This is a genomic window from Aliarcobacter thereius LMG 24486 (assembly GCF_004214815.1).
GTDB lineage: Bacteria > Campylobacterota > Campylobacteria > Campylobacterales > Arcobacteraceae > Aliarcobacter > Aliarcobacter thereius.
Genome location: NZ_CP035926.1, coordinates 616,382 through 635,376, shown reverse-complemented (window position 1 = coordinate 635,376; position 18,995 = coordinate 616,382). Strand labels below are relative to the sequence as shown.

22 protein-coding genes are annotated in these 18,995 nt (G+C 26.3%); 10 read left to right on the top strand and 12 right to left on the bottom strand.

Annotated elements, in window-relative coordinates; translation table 11 throughout:
• Nucleotides 1–3: 3 nt before the first annotated feature.
• Nucleotides 4–117, bottom strand: a complete 114-nt coding sequence (gene rpmJ / locus ATH_RS03380; protein WP_004509205.1) for a 50S ribosomal protein L36 — start codon at nt 115–117, stop codon at nt 4–6.
• A 212-nt stretch (nt 118–329) separates the two neighbouring features.
• Here rpmJ and ATH_RS03375 point away from each other — a divergent pair, with 212 nt between their 5' ends.
• Nucleotides 330–689, top strand: coding sequence for an HIT family protein (locus ATH_RS03375; RefSeq protein ID WP_066184886.1), 360 nt, complete (start codon nt 330–332; stop codon nt 687–689).
• Between the two features lie 7 nt (nt 690–696).
• Here the strand turns inward: ATH_RS03375 and ATH_RS03370 are convergent, their stop codons facing one another.
• The 3 genes from ATH_RS03370 to ATH_RS03360 are packed head-to-tail and all read right to left on the bottom strand — an operon-like array spanning nt 697 to nt 3,200.
• Nucleotides 697–1,626 carry a DHH family phosphoesterase gene (locus tag ATH_RS03370; RefSeq protein WP_066184885.1) on the bottom strand — a complete coding sequence of 310 codons (930 nt, stop codon included), beginning with the start codon at nt 1,624–1,626 and terminating at the stop codon, nt 697–699.
• A gap of 9 nt (nt 1,627–1,635) precedes the next feature.
• Nucleotides 1,636–2,703 carry a 3-isopropylmalate dehydrogenase gene (gene leuB, locus ATH_RS03365; protein ID WP_066184884.1) on the bottom strand — a complete coding sequence of 356 codons (1,068 nt, stop codon included), beginning with the start codon at nt 2,701–2,703 and terminating at the stop codon, nt 1,636–1,638.
• On the bottom strand, nt 2,703–3,200 hold the full coding sequence (locus tag ATH_RS03360; RefSeq protein ID WP_066184883.1) for a 3-isopropylmalate dehydratase small subunit: 498 nt from the start codon (nt 3,198–3,200) through the stop codon (nt 2,703–2,705). Before ATH_RS03360 ends, leuB begins: the two co-directional genes overlap by 1 nt.
• Before the next feature lie 161 nt (nt 3,201–3,361).
• On the opposite strand from ATH_RS03360, the gene rpoD reads away from it, so the two are divergent.
• Together rpoD and ATH_RS03350 are read left to right on the top strand one after the other, a co-directional pair.
• Nucleotides 3,362–5,236, top strand: coding sequence for an RNA polymerase sigma factor RpoD (gene rpoD / locus ATH_RS03355; protein WP_066184882.1), 1,875 nt, complete (start codon nt 3,362–3,364; stop codon nt 5,234–5,236).
• Nucleotides 5,237–5,347: 111 nt separating this feature from the next.
• Complete coding sequence (locus tag ATH_RS03350) at nt 5,348–6,724, top strand: methyl-accepting chemotaxis protein (protein WP_066184881.1); 1,377 nt, start codon at nt 5,348–5,350, stop codon at nt 6,722–6,724.
• A 22-nt stretch (nt 6,725–6,746) separates the two neighbouring features.
• On the opposite strand, the gene ATH_RS03345 is transcribed toward ATH_RS03350, so the two are convergent.
• The 7 genes from ATH_RS03345 to ATH_RS03315 all read right to left on the bottom strand — a co-directional run bounded on the left by ATH_RS03345 (nt 6,747) and on the right by ATH_RS03315 (nt 10,902).
• A complete protein-coding gene (locus tag ATH_RS03345; RefSeq protein ID WP_228140853.1) occupies nt 6,747–7,319 on the bottom strand; it encodes a hypothetical protein in 573 nt (190 codons plus the stop codon).
• Nucleotides 7,285–7,605, bottom strand: coding sequence for an AtpZ/AtpI family protein (locus ATH_RS03340; RefSeq protein WP_066184879.1), 321 nt, complete (start codon nt 7,603–7,605; stop codon nt 7,285–7,287). The genes ATH_RS03345 and ATH_RS03340 overlap by 35 nt, the downstream gene beginning before the upstream one ends.
• 6 nt (nt 7,606–7,611) lie before the next feature.
• Nucleotides 7,612–7,926, bottom strand: a complete 315-nt coding sequence (gene ppnP, locus ATH_RS03335) for a pyrimidine/purine nucleoside phosphorylase (RefSeq protein WP_066184878.1) — start codon at nt 7,924–7,926, stop codon at nt 7,612–7,614.
• 8 nt (nt 7,927–7,934) lie between these two features.
• Nucleotides 7,935–9,218, bottom strand: a complete 1,284-nt coding sequence (gene hemL, locus ATH_RS03330) for a glutamate-1-semialdehyde 2,1-aminomutase (protein WP_066390569.1) — start codon at nt 9,216–9,218, stop codon at nt 7,935–7,937.
• 71 nt (nt 9,219–9,289) lie between these two features.
• Nucleotides 9,290–9,628 (bottom strand): branched-chain amino acid transporter permease, encoded by a 339-nt coding sequence (locus ATH_RS03325; RefSeq protein ID WP_066184876.1) that lies wholly within the window; start codon nt 9,626–9,628, stop codon nt 9,290–9,292.
• Nucleotides 9,625–10,293: an AzlC family ABC transporter permease gene (locus ATH_RS03320; protein ID WP_066184875.1), complete on the bottom strand. Its 669-nt coding sequence runs from the start codon at nt 10,291–10,293 to the stop codon at nt 9,625–9,627. The genes ATH_RS03325 and ATH_RS03320 overlap by 4 nt, the downstream gene beginning before the upstream one ends.
• Nucleotides 10,294–10,308: 15 nt before the next feature.
• Nucleotides 10,309–10,902, bottom strand: coding sequence for a cytochrome b/b6 domain-containing protein (locus tag ATH_RS03315; RefSeq protein WP_066184874.1), 594 nt, complete (start codon nt 10,900–10,902; stop codon nt 10,309–10,311).
• 103 nt (nt 10,903–11,005) lie between these two features.
• On the opposite strand from ATH_RS03315, the gene ATH_RS03310 reads away from it, so the two are divergent.
• Nucleotides 11,006–11,755, top strand: a complete 750-nt coding sequence (locus ATH_RS03310) for an energy transducer TonB (protein WP_066184873.1) — start codon at nt 11,006–11,008, stop codon at nt 11,753–11,755.
• Between the two features lie 2 nt (nt 11,756–11,757).
• On the opposite strand, the gene ATH_RS03305 is transcribed toward ATH_RS03310, so the two are convergent.
• Nucleotides 11,758–12,873 (bottom strand): FtsW/RodA/SpoVE family cell cycle protein, encoded by a 1,116-nt coding sequence (locus ATH_RS03305; protein WP_066390573.1) that lies wholly within the window; start codon nt 12,871–12,873, stop codon nt 11,758–11,760.
• A 19-nt stretch (nt 12,874–12,892) separates the two neighbouring features.
• Between ATH_RS03305 and ATH_RS03300 the strand changes: the two genes are divergently transcribed.
• From ATH_RS03300 to ATH_RS03275, 6 genes are read left to right on the top strand one after another with little or no spacing between them, the layout of a single operon-like run.
• Entirely contained in the window at nt 12,893–13,876 is a 984-nt protein-coding gene (locus tag ATH_RS03300; RefSeq protein ID WP_066390576.1) for an RluA family pseudouridine synthase, read from the top strand.
• A complete protein-coding gene (locus ATH_RS03295; RefSeq protein ID WP_228140854.1) occupies nt 13,824–15,089 on the top strand; it encodes a fibronectin type III domain-containing protein in 1,266 nt (421 codons plus the stop codon). Before ATH_RS03300 ends, ATH_RS03295 begins: the two co-directional genes overlap by 53 nt.
• 1 nt (nt 15,090) lies before the next feature.
• Nucleotides 15,091–16,281 carry a tRNA (guanosine(46)-N7)-methyltransferase TrmB gene (gene trmB / locus ATH_RS03290; protein ID WP_066184870.1) on the top strand — a complete coding sequence of 397 codons (1,191 nt, stop codon included), beginning with the start codon at nt 15,091–15,093 and terminating at the stop codon, nt 16,279–16,281.
• Entirely contained in the window at nt 16,278–16,940 is a 663-nt protein-coding gene (locus ATH_RS03285; RefSeq protein ID WP_066173330.1) for a cell division ATP-binding protein FtsE, read from the top strand. The genes trmB and ATH_RS03285 overlap by 4 nt, the downstream gene beginning before the upstream one ends.
• A complete protein-coding gene (locus ATH_RS03280) occupies nt 16,927–17,745 on the top strand; it encodes an FtsX-like permease family protein (RefSeq protein ID WP_066184869.1) in 819 nt (272 codons plus the stop codon). Before ATH_RS03285 ends, ATH_RS03280 begins: the two co-directional genes overlap by 14 nt.
• The gene (locus ATH_RS03275) at nt 17,738–18,994 is read left to right on the top strand and encodes a murein hydrolase activator EnvC family protein (RefSeq protein ID WP_066184868.1); all 1,257 of its coding nucleotides are present in this window, start codon (nt 17,738–17,740) and stop codon (nt 18,992–18,994) included. The genes ATH_RS03280 and ATH_RS03275 overlap by 8 nt, the downstream gene beginning before the upstream one ends.
• Nucleotide 18,995: the final 1 nt, after the last annotated feature.

The window sequence follows — 18,995 nt, the reverse complement described above, 5'->3', positions numbered from 1 at the left end:
GTCTTATCCTTGTCTTTGTTTATGTTTTTTGTTTTCGCAGATCACTCTTACGATACCTCTTCTTTTGATAACTTTACATTTATCACACATTTTTTTTACTGAAGCTCTTACTTTCATAAGTCTTATCCTTCTTATTTTGTGTTTTTCTATTCTTTCAACAGGAGAAGCCACAAAAAGCAACTCCAACTCTCTATAAAATAGCTATTTTTAAAACCAATTTTACAAAAACTTCTTCTATGGTTGAAAAAACGAAATTGCATTTTATTTAAACTTTACTTAAAGCTTGTTGAATATGGTATGATTCAGTAAAACATATAAAAGGTAATAATATGCAAATCTATAAAAATAGTTTAGTAAATATTCAAATAGAAAATAGTGAAGTTCCATGGCTTAAAATATTTGTAAATAGAGAAGTAAAAGAGTTCTCAGATTGTACATTTGAAGAAAAATTAGAAATTTTTAAAATATTAGAAATAATTGAGAAATTAATGATTAATTACTTTAATTGTGAAAAAATAAATATTGCATCTTTTGGTAACTATGTAGCACAAGTTCATTTTCATATAATGGCTAGATTTAAAGAAGATAGCTATTTTCCAGAGTCAATGTGGGGAGTTAAACAAAGAGAGGCTAAATTATCTTTGCCATCTTTTGAAGAGTTTTATGAATTGCTTAGAAAAAGTTTATAAACTTTTTCTAAGAATCCTTATTGATTTTTTCTATAATCTCTTTTAAAACTTTTCCTGCATCATCCTTATATATCTGACAAGCTCCAGCATTTACATGCCCTCCTCCACCATATTTAAGCATAAGTTCTCCAATATTTGTTTTTGAAGTTTTATTTAAAATAGACTTTCCTGTACTATAAACTACTTTTTCTTTATCTTTTGTATAAAATATATGTATTGATATATTTTGTTCAGGAAAAAGAGTATAAATCATAAATCTATTCCCAGGATAGATTATCTCTTCATGCCTATAATCAATAGTTACAAGATTTTTATAGACTTTAGCACATCTTTTTAATTGTTCTTTAAACTCTTTTTCATACTTAAAGTATATTTCAACTCTCTCTTTTACATCAATAAGTTCTAAAATTTGATCAATATTATGTCTTGCACAATAATCAATCAAATCCATCATTAAAGCATAGTTTGATATTCTAAAATTTTTAAATCTTCCAAGTCCAGTTCTACTGTCCATTAAAAAACTCAAAAGTGCCCATGCTCTTGGATTAACAATATCATCATAAGTAAAATCTGCACTATCAGCTTTATTTGCACCTTGAATCAATCCTGTAAAATATCCAGGAAAAACATTATCACCATCGTAATAGTCATATACAACTTGTGCTGCACTTGGTGCATCTGCATCAATTATATGATTTGCTCTTTTATCATTTCTTAATGTTTCAGAAAAATGATGATCAAAAGCTAGATGAACACCTTCTACATATGGAAGATTTGTTGTTATATCATTGTCTGTTATTTTTATAAGTCCATCTTGCATATCTTTTGGATGCACAAATGTAACTTCATCTACAATGTCTAAAAACTTTAAAAGTGTTCCACAAACAAGTCCATCCATATCACTTCGTGTTACTAATCTATATTTTTTTTCACTCATTTTAAAACCCTATTTATTTATATATTCTACTATTTTATCTCCAATTTTTGTACAGTTTAAAACTTCTTTAGCATCATATGAAGCTAAATCTTTAGTTCTATAACCATCTTTTAATGCATCTTTTATAGCTTTTTCTATCATATTTGAAGCTTCTTCTTCATTTAAAGTGTATTTTAACATCATTGCTGCACTTAAAATTGTAGCTATTGGATTTGCAATTCCAAGTCCTGCAATATCTGGAGCTGAACCATGAATTGGTTCATAAATTGCTGTTTTTTCTCCTGTTGAAGCTGATGGTAAAAGTCCAATAGAACCAACTACCATAGAAGCTGTATCAGATAAAATATCTCCAAAAATATTTCCAGTTACAATTACATCAAACTGTTTTGGATTTCTTACAAGTTGCATAGCTGCATTATCTACATACATATGAGAAACTTCAATTTCTGGATAAGATTTTGCGACTTCATTTACTGTATCTCTCCAAAGCTGTGAAACTTCTAAAACATTTGCTTTATCAACGCTACAAACTCTTTTATCTCTTTTCATAGCTAATTCAAATGCAACTTTTGAAATTCTTTCAATTTCAGGTTTTGTATAAACCATTGTGTTAAATGCTTTAAAACCATCATTTTCTCTAGGCTTTCCAAAATATATTCCACCAATAAGTTCTCTTACAACCATTATGTCGCAACCTTTAATAACTTCTGGTTTTAAAGTAGATGCATTTACAAGTTCATCATAAACAATAGCTGGTCTTAAGTTTGCAAAAACTCCCATCTCTTCTCTAAATTTCAAAAGTCCTGTTTCTGGTCTTAATTCTCTTGGTAAACTATCCCATTTTTCTCCACCAATTGCACCAAATAGACAAGCATCACTAGCCAAAACACCATCAATCGTATCTTGTGGAAGAGGAACACCTGTTGTATCAATAGCTATTCCGCCCATTAAATACTCTTTATAATTTAAAGTAAAATTACATCTTTTTGAAACAGCATCAAGAACTTTTATAGCCTCTGTTATTATTTCTGGACCTATTCCATCGCCTTTTATTATTGAAATATTATAGTTTTTCATTATTTTACCTTCATCTCTTCTTTTGCATAATTAATTAATCCACCACTTGCGATTAGCTCTTGCATAAATGGAGGAATTGCAATAAATTTATATGATTTTTTTGTGCTATTATTTACTATTGTACCACTATCTAAATCTATACTTATCTCTTCACCCTCTTTTATCTCCATAGATTCAGGAAGTTCAAAAATTGGCAATCCCATATTAAAAGCATTTCTATAAAAAATTCTAGCAAATGAAGGAGCTACAACAGCAGCAATTCCAGCAGCTTTTAAAGCTATTGGAGCATGTTCTCTACTCGAACCACAACCAAAGTTTTCACCAGCTACAATAATATCACCTTTTTTTAGTTTTTTTGAAAAATCAGGATCTGCATCTTCCATAACATATTTTGCTAAGTGATCTGGATCTGAACTATTTAAATATCTTGCAGCAATAATAACATCTGTATCAATGTTTGCTCCAAAATTCCAAACTTTACCCGTAATTTTACTCATTATTTCATCCTTAAATATTAAATGCTAATTTTATTGCCTTGGATTTTAGCCAAAGATACAAAAAACTTTGTTTAAATAGATAGAATTAACCCAAAGCTTAAACTATTTGGGTATAATACGCTCTTTATTAAGCAAATATATAAAAGAAGGATTTTTATAAAATGAGTGTAAAAGATATAAATAAGACCATTGAGCAACTGATTAAAGAGTATAAAGATTCAACTTTAACTTATGAAAAATTAATTAAGATTTTTCCTAAGACTCCAAATGCTGCAACTATTAAAAAAATTTTAGCACTACTTCAACTTTACAATGTAAAAGTTTTAAGTTCTCAAGAACAAGCAAAACATTTAAATGATGAAGAAGCAAAAAAAAGAAGAGAACAAAGAGAAAAACTAATTGAAGCAGAAGATGATGAATTTGACTTACTTAAAAATAAGGAACTTTTAGAGTGGTCAAGATCTGATTCCCCTGTAAGAATGTATTTAAGAGAGATGGGACAAATTCCTCTTTTAACAAAAGATGAAGAGGTAGAAATCTCTAAGAAAATAGAGATGGGAGAGGATATTATCCTTGATGCTATTTGTTATGTTCCTTATCTTATTGATTTTATTTTAGAGTACAAAGAACCTTTAGTAAATAGAGAAAGAAAAGTAAAAGAACTATTTAAAAATTTTGATGATGATACTGAAGAGGAAGAAGAGGAAGTAGATTTAGATACTGAAGAAGATGAATATTCAGACGATTTTGAGGATAGTGACAAAAAAACAACTGGAACAAAACAAAAAAAACTTGATAAAAGAGCTCAAACTATTGTTGATGCTTTTAAAAATTTAGAAAAACAGAAAAAAGAGTGGTTAAAGTTTCAAGCAAAAGAGACAGCTAAATCTGATGATGAAGTTGATCTGATGACTTTCAATTTAAATACTGCATTTAGAAAAAAACAAGTTAAAGAGGCTTTACTTGACCTTGGACCTACTTCAAAACTAATTACAGAAATTGTAAGAGCTATGGAAACAGCTCTAAAAAGTGATGATGGTTTTGAAACAGAATTAAAAAGATTAGAATATAAATTACCTCTTTTTAATGAAAACTTACAAAAAAACCACCAAAAGATTTTAGAAAATATTATTAATCTTTCTAAAGCTCAAATTACTGCAATGGTACCAGAAGCTACAATGGTTTCTACATATATGGAAATCAAAAAACTTTTTCAAACAGAAGAAGCTAGTAAAGATGGTTTTGATTTAACTCCTGAAGAGTTAAAAGCAGTTCTTGAACAGATAAAAAGAGGTAAAAGAATAACAGATACTTCAAAAGATAGAATGGCAAAATCAAATTTAAGATTGGTTGTTTCTATTGCAAAAAGATATACAAATAGAGGTTTGGCTTTCTTGGATTTAATTCAAGAAGGAAATATTGGTCTTATGAAAGCTGTTGATAAGTTTGAGTATAAAAAAGGTTATAAATTCTCAACTTATGCTACTTGGTGGATTAGACAAGCAATTTCAAGAGCAATTGCAGATCAAGCAAGAACTATTAGAATTCCAATTCATATGATAGAAACTATTAATAGAATTAATAAAATTATTAGAAAAGGTATTCAAGAAAATGGTAAAGAACCAGATGTTGAAGAGATTTCAAAAGAGGTTGGACTTCCTGTTGATAAAGTAAAACAAGTAATCAAAATCACAAAAGAGCCTGTATCTTTAGAGGCTCCTATTGGAAGTGATGATGATGGTAAATTTGGAGATTTTGTACCAGATGAAAAAGCACCAACGCCTATTGATAATATTATGAAAGAAGATTTACAAGGTCAAATTGATCAAATTCTTGGGCAATTAAATGAGAGAGAACAAGCAGTTATAAGAATGAGATTTGGTCTTATGGAAGATGCAAGTGATAGAACTCTTGAAGAGATTGGAAAAGAACTTTCAGTTACAAGAGAGAGAGTTAGACAAATTGAATCAAGTGCTATTAAAAAATTAAAACACCCAAAAGTTGGTAAAAACCTTAAAAACTATGTAGAGAGTTAATCTCTACATAAAATCAATTACTCCTTTTCATATTAAAAATATATTATTGACTACAATCAAGATAATTTTTATCCTATTTAACTAAAATAACCCTTTTATTAAAGGAAAAATATGAATAATTTTAAATCATTATATTTTAGAATGACTATCATTCACTACTTAGGAATAATTTTACTTCCATTAAATGCTATTTTATTTACAAACACTATCTCTTCTCAAATAATTCAATTTCTTATTACTTTTGCTTTAGTTATTCACGAATTAGATGAAAGAAAAAATGGAAAAATATTATCTAAGAAATTAATTGATTTTTTAAAGAATATGGATAATAAAGGTGTTAGTTTTGATGTTAATACCTCAATGTCAAGTGAATATACTAAAATAAAAGAAATTATATACCAAAGAGAAAAAGAGATATTAGAAAAAGAGAAGGAAGAATTGATTTTAATTAATGAAGCAAAATTTGTAATGAATCAAATCAAAGATGGTATTTATACAAAAACAATATCTTCTATATGTTCAAATAGTTCTTTAGAAGAGTTCAAAGATAGTGTAAACTTCATGATTATTGAAACAAAAAAACATTTTTTAAATATCAATTCTATCTTAGAAAAATATACAAACTATAACTATTCAGATAAATTAGACATTAGTATTTTTCCCAAAGAAGGTGAATTTAGGAATTTAGTTGATTCTATAAATAAACTAAGATATGCTATTAATCAAATGTTATTAGAAAATAGTTCAAATGGTCTTGCTCTTCAAAATTCATCTAAAATCTTATTATCAAATGTTGATAAACTTATTTCATCTTCAGAAAAAACAGAAATTAGTTTAAAAGAGGCATCAAATGTTTTAAATCAAATAACAAAGAATGTAAATTATACATCAAAACAAACGACTGAAATGTCGAATCTTTCAAACTTAGTAATAAAACATTCAAAAGATGGTTTAATTTTTGCAACAAAAACAACAAATGCAATGGAAGAGATTAATAAAAAAGTAATTGCTATTAATAATTCTGTTGATATTATAGAACAAATTGCTTTTCAAACAAATATTCTAAGTTTAAATGCAGCAGTTGAAGCTGCAAGTGCAGGAAAAGCTGGTTTAGGATTTGCTATTGTTGCTCAAGAAGTAAGAAACCTTGCAAACAAAAGTACTCAAGCTGCTGTTGAAATAAAATCTCTAATAGAAGAAGCGAATATAAAAACAAAAGAGGGAAATTTGATATCATCTGAAATGATTCAAGGATATAAAATTTTAAATACAAGTATTGATAAAACAATAAATTCAATAAATACTATTACTTCTATTTCTGAAGAACAACAATTAAATATTTTACAAATAAATAGTGTAATAGATATTTTAGGAAAACAAATAAATACAAATACAGAAGTTTCATCTCAAGCAAATGATGTAGCTATAAAAACACTAAATATGGCAAATACAATTGTTGAAACTACAAATAAAAAAGTATTTAAGTAAAATAATTTAAATTGTAGCTTTATTAAATCTTATTCTGAAAAAGTTTTATAAGTAAAACACCTAAAGGTACAATTCCAAGTCCTATAATAAATGAAAGTGGAATAAATAGATTATTGTTATTTAAAGCAAAAAAACCAAATATTAAAAAAACATATCCAAAAATTCTATATATAGATACAAATCCACCTGCACTAAAGATTGTATTTTTAATACTATTTTGTTTTACTTTTTTCTTCTCTTCATTTATAATCTCTTTTATTTTTTCACTTGTAAGCTCATTTTCTGGGATTTCTTCATATTCACTATAAAGGTCAAAAGGATCATCTATTTCATCAATTTTATCTCTAGTATCAATCGATTCTTTTTCTTTATTCTCAAAAGTTGATAATCTATTTTTAATGTTCTTTCTATAAGATAAAAAAGAAGCAAGTGTTACAAATAAAGATGAGAAAAATGCTACTTGAAGATTTAGAAGCCAAGTTGTATCTTGAAAAAGAATTGCATAAAAACTTAGACAAAGATTTAAAACAATAAAAACCTTTGCAAAGTTTAAAATATCCCTATTTATCTTCATCATCAACTGATTTATCACCATACTTTGCTCTATGAGAATATCTTGGATCGTTTTCCATACCTTCATAAACTTTTTGAGCTCTTTTATATGCTTTATATACATTTAAAACAGCTGCTGCAATTCCCCAAAAAACTCCTAGAAAAAGTGTCCATGTTTGACCTGTAAGATGTTTTAGTCCAAGTCCAATTAGAACTCCAATTACAATAGCAGCAACCATAGATATTCCAACAGATAAGCTATCCAAAGCTTGTATTTTATCTCTATGTTTTGGTTTACTATTTTCTAATTCATTTTTATTTTCACTCATCTTTACCTACTTTATATAAGAACAACAATAATCGCTTATTGTTTTTACTTTTATTTCAAAACTAGAGTTCTCTGGAATAGAAAAAGAGCTACCATCTGTATATCTTTTCCACTCATTTGAATCTTTTAATTTAACTTCAACATCTCCACTAATTATCTCCATTATTTCAGCCTCATTTGTACCAAAAGTATAAGTTCCAAGCATCATAATTCCAAGAGATTTTTTACTTCCGTCTGTATCTATAAAAGTTCTACTTGTAACATTTCCACCAAAATATATATTCGCTTTTTTTATTAGCTCTACATTTTTGAAGCTTCCCATTTTTTACCTTATTTTAAATTTTTCATAACAATATCAGCAGCTTTTATGCAATCATCAATCATTTTATTTGATATTTTTGTAGATATAAATCCAGCTTCATATTGACTACAAGCAAAATAGAAACCTTTTTTTAACATCTCGTTGTGAAATGTTGCAAATCTTTCAAAATTACAATTTCCTACATCTTTAAAGTTTTTTGGCTCTTTTTCACAAAAAAAGAATCCAAGCATACTTCCTCTTGAATTAATTTGAAAAGGAATAGCATTTTTGTCTGCAACTTTTTTAAGACCATTTATCAATCTTTTTGTTTTTTTACTTAATTCATCATAAATTTCTGGATTTTTCTTTAATTTTCTTAAACTTACAAGTCCAGCAGCCATAGCAACTGGATTTCCACTTAATGTTCCTGCTTGATAAATCTTTCCATCTGGAGATAGTTGATTCATAATCTCATTTCTTGATGCAAATGCACCAACAGGCATTCCAGCACCAATTACTTTTCCAAAAGTAATAATATCTGCTTTAATATCTAAAATACCACTTGCACCTTTTAAACTTGCTCTAAATCCACTCATAACTTCATCAAAAATTAGTAATGCACCGTGTTCATTACAAAGTTCTCTACAAACTTGTAAAAATTCAACATTTGCAGGAACCAATCCCATATTTCCAGCTATTGGTTCAATAATTATACAAGCAATATCACTACTTTCTTCAAAGCATTTTTTTAGTTGTTCTATATTGTTATATTCACATAAAAGAGTGTGTTTTGTTAAATCAGCTGGAACTCCTGGACTACTTGGGCTTCCAAAAGTTGCCATTCCTGAACCTGCTTGAACAAGTAAAGAGTCTGAGTGACCGTGATAACAACCTTCAAATTTTACAATATCATTTTTATTTGTAACTCCTCTTGCTAATCTAATAGCACTCATAGTTGCTTCAGTTCCAGAACTTACAAATCTTACTTTATCAATATTATCATACATTTCAACTATCTCTTGTGCTAGTTTTGTCTCAAGAGTTGTTGGAGCACCAAAACTTAAACCTAGTTTTGCAGTTTTTACAACAGCCTTTTCTATATCTTTATCACAATGTCCAAAAATAAGTGGTCCCCAACTTTGAACAAAGTCTAAATACCTATTTCCATCAATATCGTACAAATAAGCACCTTTTCCTTTTTTTATAAAAGGTGGTGTTCCCCCTACTCCTTTAAAGGCTCTAACTGGTGAATCAACTCCACCAGGTATTACTTCACAAGCTTCACTGTAAGCTTTGATAGATTTTTTAAACATTGCTTTTCCTATTTTTATAATAAGTAATTATTTTACAATAATTTATATAAGCAAAAGGTTATTTAAAGTTTCTATACTATTTTTGGAACTATAAACTGCACTAATATCATATAAAAAAATGTTGATAAAAAAATACTAAGAAATATATTTTTATATTTTAAATGTAGAATAATTGTAAGTAAAACAGCTATTATTTCAGCAATCCCAAAAGGGAATTCTATAAACTTTATATCTTTTAAAGTATAAAAAACCAAAATTATCATAATCATAAGTGGCATCACTTTTTCAAATAACAAAAACTGTTTTGAAGTTTTTTTACTCTTTTTAAAAATAATAAATGGTAAAAAACGAGTTAATATTGTCGCTAAACTTGCTGTGAGAATAATTATTACTATATCAAAAGAACTCATATTTTTATTCTCTCTTTATATATTATAAGTATAAATGCTGATATAAAAAGTGTTATTACAAGCATATATTTATCTGGTAAGAATAGTCCAAAACAAGCAATAAAAATTGAGATTATAACTATATTTTTTTGTTTTAATTTATTGTATAACTCTATTGATAAAACAATAAAAAGTGCTGTAAGTATAAAACTAAGCCCTTTTGAATCAAATTTCAAGAATTGTCCAAGATATGAACCCAAAAAAACACCAAAAACCCAATAAAAATGCCCTAAGGCTGTTATTATTGGATATATTTTTTGTTTTTCTTCTTTATCTATATCTACAAGTTTTAATAAAGCAAAAGTTTCATCTGTAAGTCCAAATATTGAATATATTTTAGAAAAACCTTTCAAGTTCTTGAAATCATTTAAAATAGATATTCCATAAAAGAAATGTCTTAAGTTTACCAAAAAGATTGCTATAAATACTTCTAAAACTGAAGCAAAAGAGATGATAAAAGCAACAATCAAAAACTCCGCACTTCCTGCATATACAACTAAGCTCATCAAAGTAGCAAAGTACCAAGGAATTTCATATGAAACTGCAAATATTCCAAAAGCAATTCCAAGTGGAATATATGCTAAAGCAATAGGAGTTGTGATTTTTAAAATATTTATAAACTTCAAAAAAAATTCTTTACTCTACTTATTTCCACTAAACATTTCACTTATTAAGCCTTTATCTGTACTATTTTCTGCTTTTACAACACCTATTATATGAGAAAATATAAAAAATAAATAGAACCAAAAAGAGTACTCATGTAAATCTTTAACTAAAGATAGACTAGATTTTGTTAATCCCAAATCTTCTCTAAAAAATATTAAAATTCCACTAATACAAACATAAATAGTAACTACATAAAATATTGCATGTGCTAGTTTTACAAATTTTATATGTGAATTATTTGTTGTTTTTATTTTTTGTATAGGATTCTTTTCCTTTAAAATAAAAAAAGCAAACAATCTAAATATAATTAAAAAGACCAATATAAATCCAAATATATAATGCCACTGCCACATATCTGCTCTTATTAATTTTGCTAATGATATTGCATCATCATTTGAAATTACTATATTAAAATCAGATAGTTTTGTAACTATTATATTTGCTAAATCATTTTTATCAAACCAAGAGAGCCTAAATATATATGTAAATAAAAGTCCAACAATAGTAATTGAACTCAACCAATGCCAAACTCTTAAATTTAAACTTTTATCACCCAAAAAACTACTCAAAATAAACTCCTTTATTATTTTTTGTAATTATATAAAAAGGATATTAATATAATTTTAATAAATCTAAATAGAATTTTTAAATATTTCTACTATAATCAGCACTATGAAAAGAATTTATATAGCATTTTTAATATCAATTTTAATACATTTATCTTTTTTTATAATATTAAATTATTCAAAGTTATTTGAAAAAAAGGAAGGAAAAGAGGAACAAAAACCTCATTCAACAAGTGAAATAAAATTTGTTAAATTAGCTCAAAAAGAGAGTTTTGAAGAGGATAAACAATCTTCTAAAACTGAAACAATTCCCTCTTCTAAAGAAAATAAGAAACAAGAACCTATAATAAAACCAAAGCCAAAAGAACAAAAAGAAAAAGAGTTTAAAAAAGATTTACAAGAAGCAAAAGAGAATCAAAAAAATATATTAGGAGAGAGTTCAGATTTACAAACTTCAACTCTAGAACAGTTTTTAAGTCAAAAAGATAATATTGGAAATAGTGAAGTCTTTAACGAGCTAAGAGAACTTTACGGAAAAGAGTATGATAACTTTACAAAAATACAAAAAGCATATTTAGAAAAAAATATAAATAACTTTCAAGTAATTACTCAAAGAGCCTTAAATAGGTTAGGATATCCAATTGAAGCTGCTAGATTAAAATTATCTGGTATAAATATTGTTGAATTCACATTTCATCCAAATGGTGATATAAGTAATCTTAGAATCATATCTTCAAGTGGATATACAATCTTTGATGAGCATACTTTAGAGTTAATAAGAATTGCTTACAAAGATTATCCAAGACCAGAAGAAGATACTATTTTAAGATTTAAAGTATTTTACAGGTTTTTCTAAATTTATAAGTTTCTTTCATAGTTATAACTATCTTTATATCTATATGAAACTAAGTTTTGTAAAATAGAAAATGTAACTATAAAATTTACAAATGAACTTCCACCATAAGAAAAAAATGGTAAAGGAATACCAACAACAGGTGCAAAACCAATAACCATTAAAATATTTACACTCATATTAAAAAATATTAATAGTGCTAATCCTGTGGCAAATACCTTGGTTATATAATCTTTTTTAAAAGCTATACTTAAGTTGTAACTAAGCAGATGAAAAACAAGCAATACATATATAATAATAACTCCAAAACCACAAACAAATCCAAATCTTTCAACTAAATAAGCAAAGATAAAATCACTTGTAGCAATAGGTAGAAATTTTAATTGAGTTTGAGTTGCTTCATCATTATTTTTTCCTGTAAGCCCTCCTGAACCAATAGCAATAATACTTTGCTGAACGTGGTAACTTGGTTTTTCAGCAACAATAAAATCATGAACTCTCTTTTTTTGATAATCTTTTAAGATATAACTATATGAAAATGGTATAAAAGTTAATACAAAGATAAATATTGCAAGCCATATTTTCCAATTAACTCCAATAACAAAAAGTATCCCATAACCAACTAAAAGCATAACAAGTGCTGTTCCTAAGTCAGGTTCAATTGCTATTAAAAAAAATGGTATTAAAATAAATATAGAAAAATAAGCAAAATCTTTAAATCCATAACCATCTTTTGATGGTGGTCTATCTTGTATCAAATAACCAAGCATCAAAATATATATTGGTTTTATTATCTCTGATGGCTGAATTGTTGAATCTGTAAATGGAATACTAATCCATCTTCTAGCTCCAAGTTTTGTAACCCCAATAAACTCAACTAAAATAAGTAATATAATAGCTAACCAATATAAAATAGGAATTATAAATAAACTCTTTCTAATTGGTAAAATAAAAACTAAAAAGAATATAAACAATGAAACGGTATAATAAAACAACTGTTTATTCGCCAAACTATCATTTACTCCTTCAATTAGGAAATAAGATAGTATTATTAGTGGTAAAACTAATATTATAGAAACAGAATCAAAGTGTGAGATAGTTCTTTTATCAAATAGTCGCATAGTGAAAGAGTAGCATAATATGTATAAAAATTTTATTGTAGAAAAAGAAGATAGATTAGATAAGTTTTTAACTCAAAGTTTAGATAGTTCAAGAAATCAAATCTTACAACTTATAAAAAAAGATTTTGTAAAAGTTGATGGAAAAATTATAAATAAAAATGGATTTAAATTAAAAGCTTTACAAAATATTGAAGTATTTTTACCTCAAATTGAAAGTAATTTTAAAGAAGATAGTCAAATTATTGAATTTTTTAAAGATTTTGATATCAAAATAATATATGAAGATGAAGATATATTAGTTTTAAATAAACCTGCAAACTTAACTGTTCATGAAGCAAGTAGCACAAAAGAGCCAACTTTAGTTGATTGGTTGAAGTTAAAAAACATATCACTTTCAACTATTAGTGGAGATTTAAGACATGGAATTGTGCATAGATTAGATAAAGGAACAAGTGGAATTTTAACTATTGCAAAAACAAATGAAGCTCATCAAAATTTAGCAAAACAGTTTGAAGAAAGAAGTGTTGGAAGATACTATATTGCTATTATTGATATGCCTTTAAAAGATAATTTAACAGTAGAAAAAGATATTGGAAGAAATCCAAATAATAGATTAAAAATGGCTGTAATTGATGGTGCAAGATATGCAAAAACATCTTTTTTGAAACTTGAAACTTCTTTTGATGAAAAGCTAGAGTTTATTGCTTGCAAACTTTTTACAGGAAGAACACACCAAATTAGAGTGCATCTAAACTCACTTAACCGTCATATTCTTGAAGATTCTTTATATGGATTTAAGGGTAACTTAAGTAAAATAAATCGTTTTTTTTTACATGCATATTTTTTAGAAATCATTCATCCTATAAAAAAAACAAAAGTATGTTTTAAAGCAGATATTCCACAAGATTTAGAAGATTTTATAAATAAGAATTTTTCCAAGGAGAAAATAGATGAGAAGATTGATACAAATAGGCTTATTGACACTTTTAATTCTACTTTTTAGTTCTTGTTCAAGTACACTATTTAATCAAAAAACAGAAGTAGATAAAACTTTTCAGACAGTTAATTATGATTCTATTATCTCAATTCCATCTATGACTTCAATTGGATTTGAGTGGAAAAGAGTTGATGATCCAAGAGTTGAAGGTTATAACTTTTATAGAGCAAATGCTGATAAAAATGAGACTAAATTAAAACTAATTTACTCAGGTAAAAATAGACTTGAATCTCATTTTGTAGATAAAAATCTTGAACCAAACACAAAATACATATATCAAATATCTTTAAAATTAAAAGATAATAAAGAATCAATTTCAACAAAAGCATACTTAGTACAAACACTTCCAAGACTTGAAGAGGTAAAATTTGCACAAGCAATATCAAATCTTCCAAGACAAGTAAAATTAATTTGGCAACCACATCCAGATAAAAGAGTTGCTTATTATGAAGTAGAAAGATTTAATCCTAGTTCGAAAGATTGGAATAGTGTTAGCTCAAAAATAAGAAATAGACTATCAGCTGAATTTATTGATTCAAGATTAAAAGATGGAACAACTTATAAATATAAAGTTATAGCTTATACTTTTGAAAATATTAATTCAAATCATAGTGAGATTTTAGAAGCAACAACAAAAAGTCTTCCTCTTCCTGTTTCTAATTTAAAAGCCTCTGATAATATTCCTAAAAAAATATATCTATCTTGGCAAGCGAGTAACTCTTCAGATGTGATTTATTATGATATTTATAGAAGCTCTTATGAGAAAATTGGTTTTAGTAAAATTGCTAGAGTAAAATCTGATATTGTTGAATATACAGATGAATTAAAAAAAGATAATCAATCTTTTTATTACAAAATAATATCTGTTGATAAAGATAAGCTTGAAAGCACTGAAGATGTAAGTTCTGTAAGAGGAAAATCTTTAATTGAACCTGCAAAACCTGTATTAACTCTTGCACAAATTCAGGATAAAAAAGCTATTTTAAATTGGAAAGAAGCAGATGATAGAGCAGAGGCTTATAATATAATTAAAAAAACGAAGAAAAATATATTTATATCTGATACTTTAATTATAAAAGGTATTAAAGGTTTTAGATTTGAAGATAAAGATGTTGTAAGTGGTGTTGAATACAATTATAGTGTTCAAGCAATAGATGAATTTGGTTTAGTATCTGAACCAAGTAATGAAGCAAAAATAATTTTACCAATAGCAGAGTAACATGCCCCATATAGTTTTCAATAAAAATATTTTAATAAATACTCCTACAAAAAAAGGAGAAAATGAGTTTTTATTTGTTGCAAAAAGTTTTTCTAAAGATGAATCAAGAAAAACTGAATATAAAGTTGCAGTAAAAAATTTAGATAAAGAGTTTTTACTTACAATAAAAGATAAAGATGATAATTTCTTAATTAAATCAGATAAAACAACTAGAATATCTCCTGTATCATTTATCAAATCTGCTCTTAACTCTTATGTAGAATTAACAAATAGTGATATCTTATTTGAAAATACAAAAAACTTAAAAGAGAAAAAAGAGCATGAACATAAATACTTAAAAGAGATTGACTATTTTGTAAATGACTTTAAAACAACAAAAGAACTTGTAATAGAAATAGGTTTTGGAAGTGGAAGACACTTACTTTATCAAGCAAAAAACAATCCGGATAAAGTTTTTATTGGACTTGAAATTCATTTTCCATCAATAGAACAACTTTTAACTCAATTAGAACTTCAAAATATTACAAATGTTTTAGTTGTAAATTATGATGCAAGACTTTTTATGGAGTTTATTGAATCAAATCAAGTTGGAAAAATATATGTCCATTTCCCTGTTCCTTGGGATAAGAAACCACATAGAAGAATATATTCAAATGAGTTTGTAAGTGAAGCTCTAAGAGTTTTAAAACTTGATGGAACTTTGGAATTAAGATCTGATAGTAGAAAATATTTTGATTTTTGTGTAGATTTACTAACAAATCTTCCTAAAGCAAAAATCTCTATTGATGTAAATAAAGAGCTTGAAGTTTCTAGTAAATATGAAGATAGATGGAAAAAACAAGGGAAAAACATCTATGATGTAATTCTTACTTCTCAAGTTGTAGATAAAGATATAAATTTGGATTTTGACTTTTCATTTGATTTTGAAATAAATGTAGATAATTTTTTTGAACATGCTTTCTTAAAAGCAATTATTATTAAAAAATATTTTGTACATATTGAGGAGCTTTATTATATTTTAAATCATAATAATTCTGCTTTAATAAAAGTGACTATGGGTAATTTTGATAGACCTGTTACAAAATATATACTTATTTTAAATGGAAAACTATCTTATTATCAAGGTGAGCCTCTTCCTACTAGTTCAAATATTGCTGCTCATAAAAAATTAAAAGAGATTTTAAAAAAATGATTATTGCTAAGAATTTATATCTTACTTATGATAATCATAAATATATTATAAAAAAAGGTGAATTCTCTATAAAAGAAGGTGAATTTATATTCATTGGAGGAAATAGTGGTAGCGGAAAATCTACACTTCTAAAATCTTTTTATGGTGAGCTTCCTATTCGTCATGGTGAACTAAATATTGCTAGACAAAGTGTAGTTGGAATAAGAGGAAATAGATTAAGAACTCTTAGAAAAGATATAGGAATTATTTTTCAAGATTATAAACTAATAAATGAATTTACAATTGAAGATAATATTATGGTTCCTTTAAAAATAAATAACTATATAGAAGAGACTTCAAGAAAACAAGCAGATGATCTTTTAAAACTTGTAAAGCTTTATCATAAAAAAGGTTCTTATCCAAATCAATTAAGTGGTGGGGAACAACAAAGAATAGCAGTTGCTAGAGCTTTGGCTCATAATCCAAAAATAATAATAGCAGATGAACCAACAGGAAATTTAGATGATACATCAGCTGATGTTGTTTGGAATTTATTAAAAAGTGCAAATGAAAGACTAGGAATTACTATTGTAGTTGTAACTCATAGAGTGCCTAGACATTTAGGAATAAAATATAGACAACTTTCAATAGTAGAAGGGGCTATTTGTGAAGTCTCTTAAAGCTACTTTTGCATTTTTCATACCTCTTTTATCTATGCTTATAGCATTTTGTATATATCTATTAATTACAAATATTGTAGATAATTACAAAAGTAAAATATCTAAAGATTACTCAATAGTTGTAGTTTCAAAAATAGAATTAAAAAAAGATGACTTTGGAAAACTTGCAGGTATTAATGTAAGTGATTTAAAGCTACTTTCAAATGAGAAGATAATAGAAAATATTAAATCTAATCTATCTTCTAGTTCAATTACACTTTTAAGAACAAAACTTCCATACTTTTATCAACTATATTTGGAGAATTTTCCTACAAGTACAGAGTTAGAAAAAATTAAAAAAACACTTCTTAGTAAAAATGGTGTAAAAACTGTTGAGATTTTCTATAAAAATCATAGTCAAGTTTATATTTTATTATTAATTTTAAGCACAATATCTTTCTCTTTATTTATTATTATTACAATCTTTGCTGTTATTATATTGGCAAAACAGATAAAACTTTGGTTTCACGAACATAGAGTTAAAATATCAATTTTAAGACTTCATGGTGCATCTATAATTTATAGTGCTTCATCAATTATAAAACAGGCTTTTCTTAGCTCTTTTTTAGCTTTTTTAGTATCATCTATATTTTTAATATATATATCAAATAATATTGAAGCTATTTTTCCTTTTGAATTGCAAGATATTGTAAATATAGAGATAAATCTTGAAATAGAGATATTAAAGATTTTTGCACTTGCTTTTATAATATCTTTATGCACAATATTTGGAACACTATTAAAATACAAGATAGATAATGACTAAAATAGTTTTTTTAATATTTACTATTTTTTTATCTTTTTTAAATGCTTCAAATATTGATAAAAAAATAGAACAGAATCAAGCACAATTGAGTTCAAATCAAAAAAAAGAAGCTAGTGCAAATGAAAATATGAAAATTCTTGCAAAAAATATTGAAGAGCAAAATAGAGATATTGCAACATTAGAAAAAGATATTTCAAATATTACTAAAGATATAAATACTCATCAAGGTCTACTTGAAAGCTCTGAAAAGAAATTAAACCAGCTACAAAATGATACAAAAAATTTAATTATCCAAAAAAAACAGAGTGAAGATGAAATTGTAAATATAATTATAGAAGAGTTTTCTGTATCAATGGCACTTAATCTAGCTTCAAAAGAGTCTTTACAAGAGATAATAGATAATGAAATTTTTTCACTTTTATCTGATTATTCAAAAGAGAAAATTATTAAAATAAACGAAAATTATAATAGATTATCAAAAAATACTCAGCAAAACCAAAAAGAGATAGATAGATTAAATAGTTATATTATTTCAAGAGAAAAAAAGAAAAATGAGTTTTTGTATTTAAAATCAACTCATACAAAATCTTTAGCAAATCTTCAAAAAGAGCATAATTCTTATCAAAATGAGTTAAAAAAAGTTTTAGATCAACAAGATGGATTAAACTCAATTCTTGCTGATTTAAAAATTTTAAAACAAGAAGAGCTAAAAAAAGCTGAACAACAAAGATTAAGTGAGGCTAAAAAAGCTGAATCTTTAGCTCAAACAAAAGATTCAAGAAATCAGGAATTTGCAAAAAGTTTAGACCTTGATGTTAGAAAAATTGGTTCTTCAACTGATGGAGTAAAAATTGTAAAATATAAAGGTCAAAAAACAATAGCTCCTTTAAAATCTTTTAAAGTAGAGAAACTATTTGGTACATATTATGATCCAGTTTACAAAATAAAACTTTTTAATGAATCTATTGTTTTAAGTGCAATAGAAAAAGACTCTAAAGTTTTTTCTGTATTAAATGGAAAAGTTGTTTATGCAAAGAAGAATGCTGGAATTCTTGATAATGTTGTTATTGTTCAACATTCAAATGGTCTTCACACTGTTTATTCTCATTTAGATGATATTGCTCCAAATATTGTAGTTGGAAAATGGATACAAAAAGGTAGTGTTGTAGGAAGAGTTAATTCAAATCTTACTTTTCAAGTTACAAAAAATAGTGCATATATAGATCCAAAAGATTTATTCAAGATTTAAA

Bases quoted from the DNA above. Each gene is read 5' to 3' on its own strand.
- ATH_RS03360 (WP_066184883.1), bottom strand. From the start codon at position 3,200: ATGAGTAAAATTACGGGTAAAGTTTGGAATTTTGGAGCAAACATTGAT.
- ATH_RS03275 (WP_066184868.1), top strand. From the start codon at position 17,738: ATGACTAAAATAGTTTTTTTAATATTTACTATTTTTTTATCTTTTTTA.
- leuB (WP_066184884.1), bottom strand. From the start codon at position 2,703: ATGAAAAACTATAATATTTCAATAATAAAAGGCGATGGAATAGGTCCA.
- rpmJ (WP_004509205.1), bottom strand. From the start codon at position 117: ATGAAAGTAAGAGCTTCAGTAAAAAAAATGTGTGATAAATGTAAAGTT.
- ATH_RS03285 (WP_066173330.1), top strand. From the start codon at position 16,278: ATGATTATTGCTAAGAATTTATATCTTACTTATGATAATCATAAATAT.
- ATH_RS03305 (WP_066390573.1), bottom strand. From the start codon at position 12,873: ATGCGACTATTTGATAAAAGAACTATCTCACACTTTGATTCTGTTTCT.
- hemL (WP_066390569.1), bottom strand. From the start codon at position 9,218: ATGTTTAAAAAATCTATCAAAGCTTACAGTGAAGCTTGTGAAGTAATA.
- ATH_RS03370 (WP_066184885.1), bottom strand. From the start codon at position 1,626: ATGAGTGAAAAAAAATATAGATTAGTAACACGAAGTGATATGGATGGA.
- ATH_RS03340 (WP_066184879.1), bottom strand. From the start codon at position 7,605: ATGAGTGAAAATAAAAATGAATTAGAAAATAGTAAACCAAAACATAGA.
- ATH_RS03310 (WP_066184873.1), top strand. From the start codon at position 11,006: ATGAAAAGAATTTATATAGCATTTTTAATATCAATTTTAATACATTTA.
- trmB (WP_066184870.1), top strand. From the start codon at position 15,091: ATGCCCCATATAGTTTTCAATAAAAATATTTTAATAAATACTCCTACA.
- ATH_RS03375 (WP_066184886.1), top strand. From the start codon at position 330: ATGCAAATCTATAAAAATAGTTTAGTAAATATTCAAATAGAAAATAGT.
- rpoD (WP_066184882.1), top strand. From the start codon at position 3,362: ATGAGTGTAAAAGATATAAATAAGACCATTGAGCAACTGATTAAAGAG.
- ATH_RS03300 (WP_066390576.1), top strand. From the start codon at position 12,893: ATGTATAAAAATTTTATTGTAGAAAAAGAAGATAGATTAGATAAGTTT.
- ATH_RS03295 (WP_228140854.1), top strand. From the start codon at position 13,824: ATGAGAAGATTGATACAAATAGGCTTATTGACACTTTTAATTCTACTT.
- ppnP (WP_066184878.1), bottom strand. From the start codon at position 7,926: ATGGGAAGCTTCAAAAATGTAGAGCTAATAAAAAAAGCGAATATATAT.
- ATH_RS03350 (WP_066184881.1), top strand. From the start codon at position 5,348: ATGAATAATTTTAAATCATTATATTTTAGAATGACTATCATTCACTAC.
- ATH_RS03325 (WP_066184876.1), bottom strand. From the start codon at position 9,628: ATGAGTTCTTTTGATATAGTAATAATTATTCTCACAGCAAGTTTAGCG.
- ATH_RS03345 (WP_228140853.1), bottom strand. From the start codon at position 7,319: ATGGTGATAAATCAGTTGATGATGAAGATAAATAGGGATATTTTAAAC.